Origin of the sequence: Hyphomicrobium sp. (assembly GCF_019753045.1) — a bacterium.
GTDB lineage: Bacteria > Pseudomonadota > Alphaproteobacteria > Rhizobiales > Hyphomicrobiaceae > Hyphomicrobium_B.
Genome location: NZ_JAIELN010000012.1, coordinates 180312 through 192470 on the forward strand (window position 1 = coordinate 180312; position 12159 = coordinate 192470).

The following is a 12159-nucleotide window of genomic DNA, read 5'->3' on the forward strand; positions in this document are numbered from 1 at the left end:
GACGGCTAAGTGCAACATCTCGAATGCAAACATTCGTCGCGGGTATCAGATTGGTTCCTTGTTGGCCGGTGGCGCCGCCGCAGGGGCCATGTCGAAGACGCTGCGAGCCTTCTTCATCAGAGCCAGGAGCTCATCGGGCTTTTCGACGTCCAACGAATGGGGGTACTCCCGGTCCGAGCCGACAAGCTTATTGGAAACGTTGCCGTCCGGATCGATGAAGAGCGTGCGCGGCACATACGAACCGTCGGTCGCGAATTCGCTGTTGAGCTCTTTCTCGCGATCGACATCGGCCAGGATCATGACGAAATCGCGCGAGGCTTCGACGACCCTCGGGTCTTTGAAGACCCGCCGGAACTGCTTGCACACCGAGCACCACGTCGCGTGGAAGACCAGCAAAACGGGACGTCGGGTCTTCGACGCTTCGTAGATGCCCGAGCGGGCGTCGCGCCAGTTGATCTCGGCGCCATTCCAATCGCGCGCATGCTCCGGCGTTCGCGCAAGGGCTGCGAACGGCAACGCCGCCAATAAGAGCGCGACGCAGACAAGTGAACGGATCATCCTTCAATCTCCAACGCTTGTGCTCTTTTGCTGCTTTTGCCGGCGGGGCGCAAGGCAGCTCGAATTTAACGACTGGTTATCTGCCCATTCAATGACTTAGCTAGACGCTTTTCGGGATTTGGTTTTCGTAAGCTTGCAAATGAATGAAGGCCGTATCGAGAAGGGGCGTTGCGACGTTCCTCGCCCGGCCGCGGCGAACTATGTCTCCGACGATCTGATCGGCCTCGATCCGCCCGCCACGTTGGATATCGCGCAGCATCGACGCGGAAATTTTCGAATGCCGGTCGCCCATCAGGGTGCGCGCGAAATCGAGCATCGCCTGCTTCGGGGGGTATCCGTTGGCGGAGGCAACGGCTATGCATTCGTTCACCAGGCTGCTCATGAACTCGGGGCCTCCATCGGTGCAATTGATTTCACCGACGCTTGCGCGCATCAGGCATGTGGACGACGCAAGAGCTGCGATGAAAAACCACTTCTCCCACATCGAGGCGATGATGTCGGCTGAGTGACGCGCGTCGAAGCCCTGCGCGAAAACATCGTGAAGCTTCGCTGATCCATCCTTCTGTTCGGGAAGTCGCGGTCCCTGCGTGAGCGTTGCGAACGGACCGAAGTGGTGGATCGTGCCGTCGTCGTCCAGCGTGACGCTGATCTGGCACATCCCTCCGAGTACGCGTGCGGCACCGAATGCATCATCGAGAGCAGCAAGATGTTGCATGCCGTTGAGCAACGGCAAGACCAGACTGCTTTCGCCGACGGCGGGCCTGATCGTTTCGATCGCTTCAATCAGATCATATGACTTGGCACTTAGTACAACAGCATCGAATGGAGCGCCGATCTCGTCGCGCGTGATCGCCTTCACGGGCGTCACCAAATTGCCGACGGGGCTTTCGATCTTGATGCCGTCGCGCAGAAGCTGATCGCGGCGTTTCGGTCGAATGAGGAACGTCACATCGGCACCGGCCTTCGCCAGCCGGCCGCCGAAATATCCGCCGGTTGCCCCGGCGCCGAGGAAGAGAATTCGCATCGATCGCTAAGCTCGCTTTCTGTCTAGACGGTAATGTCCCGAGAAGTCCGGCGTGGCGGGATGGCTAACGCCATGATCACATCATTTCACGATTGGCAAGTTTTCAAGCACGGTGAGTTGTTTGGCGGAGAGGAGGGAAGCTCCCTATTTGAAAGATGGACGCGGAGAGAGAGTTCCGCAGCGAAACATAATGGAGTTTATATGATCCGCATAATCTCAATTGGACTGGCAACCGCCTGCTTTGCGCTTCCGGCCCTTGCGGAAGAGGCTTCCTCGATCGACGCCGGGAAATCGGCGGCATTTAGCGCCGAACTTGCAAGCGCCGCCAATTCCCAGCAGGCGCGTCTGCAGCTGGCTCACCAGGGCTATACGGCAATTTCACCGCTTCACCGTGATGCATCCGGCCGCTGGGTTGGCACAGCGATAAAGGACGGAAAGACCGTTTACGTCGCAGTCGTCGCGCCCCGTGCCGCAACCGTGACGACGGAATAATCGTCCGTCCACACTCAAAAAATCGGCGCCTTCCCATGAGTGGAATGGCGCCGATTTTTTTGTTTCGATCAGTATCGGGCTCGAGACGTCAGCTCTTCTTCTCCGGCGCGACGACGCGGATGGAGAGTTCGCGAAGCTGCTTGGGGGCTGCTTCGCTCGGTGCGCCCATCAAGAGATCGGCGGCTTGCTGGTTCATCGGGAACAGCGCGACCTCACGCACCGTTTTGCCGCCCGTCAGCAGCATGACGATGCGCTCGATGCCGGCCGCCATGCCGCCGTGCGGAGGCGCGCCGTACTGGAAGGCACGGAAGAGACCGCCGAAGCGCTGCTCGACAACCTCCGGACCGAGCCCCGCAATGCCGAACGCCTTGATCATATCGTTCGGCTTGTGATTGCGGATGCCGCCCGACGCGATCTCATAGCCGTTGCAGACGATGTCGTACTGATAGGCTTTGAGCTTCAGGCGATCTTCGGTCGTCGTCGCCGCATCGAGAGCCTCGCCGCCGCCTTGGGGCATCGAGAACGGGTTGTGCGAGAAGTCGATCTTCTTTTCTTCCTCGTTCCACTCGTAGAACGGGAAGTCGACGATCCATGCGAGTGCGAACTGGTTCTCGTCGACGAGCTTCAGCTCTTGGCCGACGCGGTCGCGTGCGAGACCTGCGAACTTGTAGAAGTTCGCCGGGTTGCCGGCGACGAAGAACGCAGCGTCTCCTTCCTTCAAGCCGAGCTGCGATTTGATCGCGGTTGCGCGTTCCGGACCGATGTTTTTCGCGATGGGGCCGGCGCCGCCTTCCTCGCCTTCACGCCAGAAGATGTAGCCGAGGCCCGGCTGGCCCTCGCTCTGCGCCCATGAGTTCATGCGATCGCAGAACGCGCGGCTGCCCCCCGTCGGCGCGGGGACGGCCCAGACGCGCACTTTCGGGTCTTTCTCGATCATGCCCGCGAAGACCTTGAAGCCCGAACCGCGGAAGTGCTCGGTGACGTCTGCCATCTCGATCGGGTTGCGCAGATCCGGCTTGTCGGAGCCGTACTTGGCGATGGCTGTGTCGTAGGGAATGCGCGGCCAGCCCTTCGTCACGGGCTTTCCTTCCGCAAATTCTTCGAAGAGGCCGGTGATGACCGGTTCCATCGTCGCGAAGACGTCTTCCTGCTCGACGAAGCTCATCTCGACGTCGAGCTGATAGAATTCGCCCGGCAGCCGGTCGGCGCGCGGGTCTTCATCGCGGAAGCACGGTGCGATCTGGAAATAGCGGTCGAAGCCCGACACCATCAAAAGTTGCTTATACTGCTGAGGAGCCTGCGGCAGTGCGTAGAATTTGCCGGCATGGATGCGGCTCGGCACCAGGAAGTCGCGTGCGCCTTCGGGGCTCGACGCCGTCAAAATCGGCGTCGGGAATTCGTTGAAGCCTTCGTCGTGCATGCGCCGGCGGATCGATCGCGTGATCTCGAGCCGCTTCATGATGATGGCGTGCAGCGTCTCGCGGCGAAGATCGAGGAAGCGATATTGCAGGCGCAGATCCTCGGGATACTCAGGCTCGCCGAAGACCGGAACCGGCAATTCCTTCGCTGCCGAGAGGACTTCGATCTCGGTTGCGTAAAGCTCGATTTCTCCCGTCGGGAGCTCCGAATTTACTGTGCCTTCGGGCCGGTCGCGCACCTTGCCGTCGATGCGCACGACCCATTCCGACCGCAACGTTTCCGCGACCTTGAAGGCGGGGCTGTCGGGGTCTGCGACGACCTGCGTCAATCCGTAATGGTCGCGGAGATCGATGAAGAGGACGCCGCCGTGGTCGCGGACGCGATGCACCCAGCCGGAAAGCCGCACGTGCGAGCCGACGTCGGTTTTCCTCAGAGCGCCGCATGTGTGCGAGCGATAACGATGCAGCTTAGCCTCGGCCATGGCCGGAAACCCTTTGATCGATGTGGGTGAAAATCGCCGCGGAAAAGCGCATGCGGCCGTTCGAAAGTCAAGGTTAGCACCCTACACGTTAACTGAGGAATGTCCCGGGGGCCTCCCTCGGGGCCCAGACCTTCGGTACAGCGGGCCGTCGCGGCGGCTACCGGAAACCCCTTGCGAAAAAACGCCCTACCTCCAGCACCGAACTAATGGCGACAACTTCCGGACCATGCGCTATAGGGCTGCCCTGATGCGAATGATCACGACCACGTCAGAGCTGGCGGCACTTTGTGAAGTGCTGGCCAAAAGCGAATATGTTGCTGTTGACACCGAATTTCTGCGTGAGCAGACGTTCTGGCCATTGCTGTGCCTCATCCAGCTCGCGGGCCCCGAGGCCGAAGCCGTCGTCGACCCGCTCAGCCCAGGTCTGGACCTGACGCCATTCTATCAGCTGATGGCTGACGCCTCGGTCGTCAAGGTGTTCCACGCCGCCCGCCAGGATATCGAAATTATCTTCCTGAAGGCGGAGATCGTGCCGACGCCGGTGTTCGACACGCAGGTCGCGGCGATGGTCTGCGGTTATGGCGACAGCATCAGCTATGTGAACCTCGTCAAGAAGACGACGTCCATCGATCTCGACAAAAGCTCGCGCTTCACCGATTGGAGCCGCCGGCCGCTTTCGGACAAGCAGCTCGACTATGCGCTCGCGGATGTGACGCATCTCAGAGACGTCTATCGGCGCCTGAAACAGACGCTCGAAAAGACCGGCCGTACGCCGTGGCTGCAGGAAGAGATGGAAGTTCTCACGAGCCCCGCCACGTACGATGCGAAGCCCGAAAATGCCTGGCAACGCCTCAAGCTTCGGGTCAAAGGGCGGAAATCGCTTGCGGTGCTTATTGAACTTGCGGCTTGGCGGGAGCGCCTGGCGCAATCGCTCGATGTGCCGCGCGGGCGCGTGCTCCGGGACGACGCGTTGTACGACATCGCCAACCAGCTTCCGGCGAGCGCGGATTCACTCGGTCAACTCCGGACGCTTTCGGACGGGTTCGCACGATCGCAGCGGGCGAAAGAAATCGTCGACGTCGTCAAGGCCGGTCTCGCGCGCGATCCCAAGACGTTGCCGCAAATCGAACGGAACGAGGCGCTGTCGGCTGAAGCCAGCGCAACACTCGAACTGCTGAAAGTGCTTCTCAAGGCCGCCGCCGCTGAACACGGCGTCGCGCCTCGCATCATCGCCGACAGCGACGATCTCGAACAGCTTGCTACGTCCGATGAGGCGAACATCCTGGCGCTTCAAGGCTGGCGACGGACGCTGTTCGGCGATGCCGCGCTGAAGCTCAAGCGTGGCGAGCTGGCGTTGACGCTGGTCGATGGCGAAGTTCGCGCGGTGCCTGCCGCAAGATAGATTTTTCGGGCGCGCGGTCTTTCGTCATTCTCGGTCGAGTACGCCGGAGGCGTACCGAAGACCGAGAATCCAGCGCAAAACTTGTTGAAGACGCTATATCGAGCCTTCGGCCCTTCTTACGCTGGATCCCCGAACAAGCTCGCGAGCTCGCATGTTCGAGGATGACGTGAGGGTGTTTCTACTTTCTACCCGGGTCATAGGCGTGCTTCTGACGCCATTCGGAAAAGAAGTATGAGAGACTGTCGTCGATGTCCTGCGGCAGGACGATCTTGACCGTCACGCGCTGATCGCCGTGTACGCCGTTTTTGCCGCGAACGCCCTTGCCTTTGAGGCGGAAGGTCTTTCCCGAGCTTGTGCCCTTCGGAACGTTGAGCTGGACCCGGCCCGTCGGGGTCGGGACTTCGACCCGGCCGCCGAGGACCGCTTCGTCAATGGTAATCGGCAGATCGAGCAGAATGTCGTCGCCGTCGCGCTTGAAGTCCGGATGCTGGCGTATCTTTATTTCGACAAGAGCATCTCCGGGCTCCGAGCCCGGCCCTCCGGGTGTGCCCTTGCCCTTCAGCCGCAGCGTTTGGCCGTCAGTCACACCTTCCGGCACGGCGAGGTCGAGCACACCGCCGTCCGGCAGCGTCACGCGCTTTTTGGCGCCGAGTACGGCTTCGAGAAAATCGACCTCCAGCGAGTAGCGCAGATCCTGCCCGCGGTGCCCATGGCTGGTCCGCCGACCGCCTCCACCCGCGCCGAAGACATCAGAAAAGATGTCGGAAAAGCTGAAATCATCAAATCCGGTGGCTCCGGGGCGGCCCTCGAACCCCCTCGCTGAGAACGGACCTCGCTGGGCGCCTCCCGCCCGGTTCCACTGTGGCCGGCGCGGGTCGCCCTTGGCATCTATCTCGCCGGCGTCGTACTGGCGGCGCTTTTCGGGGTCGCTCAAGATATCGTTGGCGGCGTTGATTTTCTTAAATCGTTCAGCGGCCCCGGCGTTGGGGTTGACGTCCGGATGATTTGCTTTGGCCGCCTTACGAAACGCGCTGCGTATTTCATCCTCTGTGGCTCCCCGCGAGACGCCGAGAATGTCGTAAAGATCTTCCGCCATGGAGGCTGTCTTCATCCTGGGAACTTTTGTTACAGACTATCAGAAAATGCTGCGTTGCAAGCGAGGCTTACTGCCTCTCAACCGGTAATACGGATTTCCGGCCTTTTGCCGACCAAAGCCGCAAGTGTCTCGAATCGGCGTCGCAGCCTTTCCCCGTCCAGTGCTGCGTAGGCCGCCGGTATCGTCAAGACAAGCGTGCCGTTTTCGTAGCTGAGCGACGTTTGGTCGATAACGCCGGCCATGCCGATTGAAAGCATATGGGCAGTCCTGATCGCTGCGCCAACGATCCGCGCCCGCCGCTGAACGCGTTTGGAGACCAGGCTGCGGAGCCGGTCGGAGAGCTGGCCGCCGCCCTCCTCCTCTGACGTCTCATGGCGGTGGAAAACGGAGAGGGCGAGAAAGATGCGGCCCGGGTGATCGACGCCGCCCAGACCCGCATGGGCGATCGTGTTGACGCTTTGCTCGCCGCGATAGTCGGGATGGGCTCGCCAGCCGACATCGGACAGAAGGCATGCGGCGTGCCGGAGGCGGCGCTCATCTGCCGTTTCTTCTTGCGCCGGGTCGGCGAAGAGCTGGTCGGTCCAGTCGCAGAGTTCAAAGGCATGGGCGACGGATCGCGACCGCAGGGCGGCGTAATCTTCGCAGAAGCTGATCAACGGATCGCGCGCTTTCTCGATGGGCGGCAGGAGACCGTAAATCAGTCCTTCGCGAATTCCGAAGACGGAGAAGACAATCTGGCGCGGCTCCATCTGGCGCAACAGCCGCTCCAAGACGAGCGCGCCGAACGGCAGGACTTCGCGACGCGCTTTGGCGACTCCGGCGATGCCTGGAATATCGAGAGGCTTTTTGGCTTTGCGAAACTGCTCGCAGAGGTCGAGCGCTTCCCGCGTCGTCAACTTGTATCCCTGCATCACCCGCAGCGGATAATCGACGCGATCCATTTGAAGCTTGGCAAGCGAACGCCACGTGCCGCCGACGGCATAGAACGTGCGGCCAGCGCCGTTTCGAACCCAGGGAAGGCTTGCGATGGCGGCATCGATGACGTCAGTCGCACGCTCGATCTTGTTGCCGGTCGTGTCGATCAGGCGCAAACCGCCGAGAGGCAGTGTTGCAGCCTCCTTCAAGCGCTCCTGCGCGAGATCGATCAGTTCGAGGCTGCCGCCTCCGAGGTCGCCGACGACGCCGTCCGGATCGACGAAGCCCATCATGATGCCTTGGGCTGCGAGGCGCGCTTCCACATCGCCGGACAGAACTTCGATCCTGGTGCCGATGGCCCGCTCGCCCTGCTCGATGAAGTCGCGGCCGTTCTGCGCATCGCGAACCGCGGCCGTGGCGATGACCTTGAGATTCTTGACGCTCAGAATCTTCGCAATGATCCTGAAACGCGAGAGCGCCGCCAGCGCCCGGTCAACGGCCTCAACGCCAAGGCTGCCGGTGGATGCGACCGAGCGGCCGAGACCGCACAGAATTTTTTCATTGAAGACAGGCGTCGGCGCACGAACCGCACCTTCATAGACGACGAGACGAACCGAGTTGGAACCGATATCGACAACGCCGATAGGTTCCATTTCCGCGGTACGCTCGTTTGCGCCCGAGAGTTCTTTCCAACGTGTCAAAATTGAACTCCCGGCTCAACCGGGCTGGCGGAAACGTTGCGGGAAGCTCTCCTTGAGAGATTGCCCGCGTCCCGAAAGCGAAGGATTGGTCATGAAGTACTTGTGCGCATTGAAGGCTTCCTCACCGGGACCCGGTTGAATCCGAGTCGAGCTACCGTCGGAATTGATCCGCCAGCTCTGTTGATTGTCTTTCAAGTTCGCAACCATGATCTGAGCGAGCACTTGTTCGTGCACAGTCGGGTTCTTGACGGGCGCCAGTGCCTCGACGCGGCGGTCGAGATTGCGTGGCATCATGTCGGCGGAGCTGATGTAGACGGCGGCCTTGGCCGAAGGCAAGGCCTCACCATTGGCGAAACAGTAAATGCGGGCATGCTCGAGGAAGCGCCCGATAATGCTTTTCACCCTAATGTTGCTCGAAAGCCCCGGAATCCCCGGGCGCAGACAGCAGATGCCGCGCACGACGAGATCGATCGGCACGCCGGCATTGCTTGCGTCATAGAGCGCCGAAATGATCTGAGCGTCGACGAGCGAGTTCATCTTCCACCAGATGCCGGACGGCTTTCCGGCCTTGGCGTTTCTGATCTCCTCGGCGATGTGCGTCATGATCCGGTTGCGGATGCCGTGCGGGCTTGCCGCCATGCACTCGAGTTCAACCGGTTCGCCGTAGCCCGTCACGAAATTCAGAATTCGGGTGATGTCGCGCGCCATCGCCGGATCGGTGGTGAAGAGCGACAGGTCCGTGTAAACGCGCGCGGTTTGCGGATGATAGTTGCCGGTGCCGATGTGACAGTACGTTGTCAGCTCGGTGCCTTCGCGGCGGACGATCAGGCCGAGCTTGGCGTGCGTCTTCAGTTCGGTGAACCCGTAGACGACGTGAACGCCCGCGCTTTCAAGGTCGCGCGCCCAGCGGATGTTTGCTGCTTCATCGAAGCGGGCTTTGAGCTCGACGACGGCGGTAACGGACTTACCCGCTTCGACCGCCTCCTTCAGCGCCTGAATGATCGGGCTATCGCGCGAAGTTCGATAGAGCGTCCATTTGATCGCCATCACGTTCGGATCAGCGACGGCCTGGCGCAAGTATTGAACGACGACGTCGAAGCTCTCGTAGGGATGGTGGACGACGATGTCTTTGTTACGGACAGCTGCGAAGCAGTCACCGCTGAATTCGCGAATGCGCTCGGGGAAGCGGATCGTGAAGGGCTTGAAGAGAAGATCCGGCCGGTCCGGCACGATCAGCTGCGAGGTATCGGCGAGGGCCAGGATGCCTTCTTTGACGAAAACGCTTTCTTCGCGCACCTCGAGTTCGTCGATGACGAACTTGCGCAAGCGTTCGTGCATCTTGGCTTCGATTTCGAGCCTGATGACATTGCCGCGACGGCGCCGCTTCAGCTGGCTTTCATAGGAGCGAACGAGGTCTTCCGCCTCTTCCTGCAATTCGATGTCGCTGTCACGGAGGACGCGGAACGTACCTTTGCTCTTGATTTCGAAGCCCGAGAACAGCTCGGTCAAAAACATGCCGATGACGTATTCGAGCTGGATGAACCGAATTTCCTTCGGTTTGTCGGGCTCCGCTTCAAGGCGAATGAACCGCTCCAGCTGAGCGGGAATGGGTATAAGCCCGTTCATCGCTTTGCCATCGATCGGGCGGACCATCTCGACGACGATCGTCATCGCCTTGTTGGGAATGAACGGAAACGGATGTGCGGGATCGGCTGCGATCGGCGTGAGGATCGGGAAGATGTGCGTCATGAACAGACGCTCGAGCCAATCGCGCTGCGCGTCCGTCAGCTCGTCGGGCTGCAACACAAAAAGACCGGCGCCTGCGAGTTCGGTTTTGATCGTACGCCAGCTCGCCTGCTTATCGGCGACAAGGCCCGTCGCGAACTTGTTGATCGCTGCGAGCTGCTGCATCGGCGTCGAGCCGTCTTGCGACAGCGTCGTGATGCCGGCACGGATCTGGCCATAAACACCGGCTGCGCGAACCATGTAGAATTCGTCGAGGTTGTCCGCCGCTATCGATAGGAAGCGCAGACGCTCAAGAAGCGGATGATGTTCGTTGCCCGCTTCCTCAAGGACGCGCCGGTTGAACTGAAGCCAAGACAGCTCGCGGTTGTAGAAACGCTCCGGCCCTTGCGGAACGAGATCGACATCGGTTTTGCTTCTGCTTTTCGCGGTGGCCATCTTAGGGGGATTGCTCCGAAATACGGTCGAGACATGTGGGTGTTAGATTACACCCAAATGACGCGTGGGTGTCTTAATCCTCAGTATAAGACGATTAGTAGCCGAGTACGTCGAGCGTTGCAGCGGCAATGGGGCGCGTTACCCGGCGCTGCAGCACGAGTGCACGGCGATCTGCCTCTGCGACGAACCGTTCGGCTGCAAGCATAGACCGCTCCATCCGCACGAGAACGTAATCCACCAATTGCGGCTCGACGCTCAACTGACGGTCGGCAAATAACTTCACCAGGACAGCGCGAAGCAGGGCGTCATCGGGCGGCTCTATGGTCGCGAGCGGCAGGGCTTTCAACCGCGAGCGCAGATCGGGAAGCGCAATCGCCAAATCCCCCGGCACGGTTTCGGTCGTCAGGAGAATTTGCAGCCGCTGCTCACGGACGAGGTTCAAAAGATGGAACAGCGCCGCCTCATCGGTGATCTTCTGGACGTCCTCGATCAGAAGGGCGCCCGCTGAAGCCATCGCCGGGACAGCCTCACGCGAGATCGCGGATGCCTCGAACGGGGTAGCCCCGGCCCGCCTCAGCCAAACGTTGGCGAGATGGGTTTTTCCGCTTCCGCGCGGGCCAGCGATCACGGCGGCGCCGATGGGCCAATCCGGCCAGCGATCAACGAGCGCAACAGCGGCGGCGTTCGATTCTGAAACAAGGAAGTCCTCGAGGCCCATCGCCGTTCTGTGCGGAAGTTCAAAGACAAGCTGCTCAGGGATCGTGGTCATGGGGCTATTCAAGGCTTATCCTTCAGGGTCAGCTCAACCTCGCCTTGATACACGGATGACTCGAGATAGGCGCGGAGCGCAAAGCGTACGAGCACGCCGATTGCGGCAGAAACCGGCACGGCGACGAGGAGGCCGAGAAATCCGAACAGATAGCTGAAGGTCAGCAGCGCGAAGATCAACCAGACGGGATGCAAGCCGATTTCGGAGCCGATGATGTAGGGGCTCAGCACCCCGGACTCGAGCGCCTGTCCGCCGAGCATGATACCCGCGATAACCAGTATCGGTGTGAGATCCGGCCAGTGCTGGATGAAGGCGATGATCATGGCTGCCAGGGCGCCGAGCGACCATCCGAAAATTGGAATGAATGAGGCGAGGCCGGTCAGCATGCCAACGAGCAAGCCGTAGTCCAGTCCGGCCAAACTGAGCGCGATCGCGTAGTAGAGTGCGAGAAGGATGCACACCACGCCCTGTCCGCGGATGAACGCGGAGATGCGGCTGTCGATTTCGATGGCGAGGGCGCGGATCTGGTCCGCCTCGTGACGCGGGAGCCAGGCGTCGATCTTGGCCAGCATTTTCGGCCAGTCCTTGACGACGTAGAAAAAGACGACCGGCGTTATGAGGACGACGGTGAAGAAGTTCACCGCGGCGGTGCTTTGATTCCACAGCCCTTGCACGAAGGTCCCAAGCAGCGATGGCACCGAGGATGTGAAGGAATCCAGAGCAGATCGAACGGCGGCTTCGGCCTGCGGATAGCGCACTCCCAGGTTCTCGCGCGCGGCCGTCTCAAGCGTAACCTTGAGCCGTCCGATTTCTCGCGGGGCCGCCTCGACGAGGCCGGCCACCTGTTGGGCGAGGACCGGCAAGAGAAACACCAGCATCAAAGTGATGAGGCAGACCAACACCGCGAGAAGCAGAACGGCAGAAACCCAGCGCGGGATGCCGGTACGGCCTAATGCATCGACGACAGGATTGAGGAAATAGGCAAGCGCCAGCCCAATCACGAATGGGACGAGCGCCGGCGCAACCAGTTGAACGATGTAGGCGATCAGCAGCGCAGCCGCCGTCCAAAACAGCGCATGCCGCTCAAAATACATATCGTTCGATCCTCAAATCGCGGGGCC

The 12159-nt window shown here is 60.7% G+C and carries 10 protein-coding genes; 2 read left to right on the plus strand and 8 right to left on the minus strand.

Features of this window, described 5'->3' with window-relative positions:
• Nucleotides 1-45: 45 nt before the first annotated feature.
• Together K2Q04_RS14945 and K2Q04_RS14950 are read right to left on the minus strand one after the other, a co-directional pair.
• On the minus strand, nt 46-558 hold the full coding sequence (locus tag K2Q04_RS14945; protein WP_291165373.1) for a thioredoxin family protein: 513 nt from the start codon (nt 556-558) through the stop codon (nt 46-48).
• A gap of 100 nt (nt 559-658) precedes the next feature.
• Nucleotides 659-1582: a ketopantoate reductase family protein gene (locus K2Q04_RS14950; RefSeq protein WP_291165375.1), complete on the minus strand. Its 924-nt coding sequence runs from the start codon at nt 1580-1582 to the stop codon at nt 659-661.
• Between the two features lie 201 nt (nt 1583-1783).
• Between K2Q04_RS14950 and K2Q04_RS14955 the strand changes: the two genes are divergently transcribed.
• Nucleotides 1784-2074 carry a hypothetical protein gene (locus K2Q04_RS14955; RefSeq protein ID WP_291165377.1) on the plus strand — a complete coding sequence of 97 codons (291 nt, stop codon included), beginning with the start codon at nt 1784-1786 and terminating at the stop codon, nt 2072-2074.
• A gap of 88 nt (nt 2075-2162) precedes the next feature.
• On the opposite strand, the gene aspS is transcribed toward K2Q04_RS14955, so the two are convergent.
• The gene (gene aspS, locus K2Q04_RS14960) at nt 2163-3959 is read right to left on the minus strand and encodes an aspartate--tRNA ligase (protein ID WP_291165536.1); all 1797 of its coding nucleotides are present in this window, start codon (nt 3957-3959) and stop codon (nt 2163-2165) included.
• Between the two features lie 262 nt (nt 3960-4221).
• Here aspS and rnd point away from each other — a divergent pair, with 262 nt between their 5' ends.
• Nucleotides 4222-5376: a ribonuclease D gene (gene rnd, locus K2Q04_RS14965; protein ID WP_291165379.1), complete on the plus strand. Its 1155-nt coding sequence runs from the start codon at nt 4222-4224 to the stop codon at nt 5374-5376.
• Nucleotides 5377-5554: 178 nt separating this feature from the next.
• On the opposite strand, the gene K2Q04_RS14970 is transcribed toward rnd, so the two are convergent.
• From K2Q04_RS14970 to K2Q04_RS14990, 5 genes are all read right to left on the minus strand, one after another.
• Complete coding sequence (locus K2Q04_RS14970) at nt 5555-6472, minus strand: DnaJ C-terminal domain-containing protein (protein WP_291165538.1); 918 nt, start codon at nt 6470-6472, stop codon at nt 5555-5557.
• 77 nt (nt 6473-6549) lie between these two features.
• Nucleotides 6550-8088 carry a Ppx/GppA family phosphatase gene (locus tag K2Q04_RS14975; protein ID WP_291165381.1) on the minus strand — a complete coding sequence of 513 codons (1539 nt, stop codon included), beginning with the start codon at nt 8086-8088 and terminating at the stop codon, nt 6550-6552.
• 15 nt (nt 8089-8103) lie between these two features.
• Entirely contained in the window at nt 8104-10269 is a 2166-nt protein-coding gene (locus tag K2Q04_RS14980) for an RNA degradosome polyphosphate kinase (RefSeq protein ID WP_291165382.1), read from the minus strand.
• Nucleotides 10270-10363: 94 nt separating this feature from the next.
• Complete coding sequence (locus K2Q04_RS14985) at nt 10364-11038, minus strand: DnaA/Hda family protein (RefSeq protein WP_291165383.1); 675 nt, start codon at nt 11036-11038, stop codon at nt 10364-10366.
• Nucleotides 11039-11046: 8 nt separating this feature from the next.
• The gene (locus K2Q04_RS14990; RefSeq protein WP_291165385.1) at nt 11047-12132 is read right to left on the minus strand and encodes an AI-2E family transporter; all 1086 of its coding nucleotides are present in this window, start codon (nt 12130-12132) and stop codon (nt 11047-11049) included.
• Nucleotides 12133-12159: the final 27 nt, after the last annotated feature.

What these genes read in the sequence shown, in the direction of transcription:
- K2Q04_RS14945 (WP_291165373.1), bottom strand. Translation starts at nt 558, where the DNA reads ATGATCCGTTCACTTGTCTGCGTCGCGCTCTTATTGGCGGCGTTGCCG.
- K2Q04_RS14950 (WP_291165375.1), bottom strand. Translation starts at nt 1,582, where the DNA reads ATGCGAATTCTCTTCCTCGGCGCCGGGGCAACCGGCGGATATTTCGGC.
- K2Q04_RS14955 (WP_291165377.1), top strand. Translation starts at nt 1,784, where the DNA reads ATGATCCGCATAATCTCAATTGGACTGGCAACCGCCTGCTTTGCGCTT.
- rnd (WP_291165379.1), top strand. Translation starts at nt 4,222, where the DNA reads ATGCGAATGATCACGACCACGTCAGAGCTGGCGGCACTTTGTGAAGTG.
- K2Q04_RS14970 (WP_291165538.1), bottom strand. Translation starts at nt 6,472, where the DNA reads ATGGCGGAAGATCTTTACGACATTCTCGGCGTCTCGCGGGGAGCCACA.
- K2Q04_RS14980 (WP_291165382.1), bottom strand. Translation starts at nt 10,269, where the DNA reads ATGGCCACCGCGAAAAGCAGAAGCAAAACCGATGTCGATCTCGTTCCG.
- K2Q04_RS14985 (WP_291165383.1), bottom strand. Translation starts at nt 11,038, where the DNA reads ATGACCACGATCCCTGAGCAGCTTGTCTTTGAACTTCCGCACAGAACG.
- K2Q04_RS14990 (WP_291165385.1), bottom strand. Translation starts at nt 12,132, where the DNA reads ATGTATTTTGAGCGGCATGCGCTGTTTTGGACGGCGGCTGCGCTGCTG.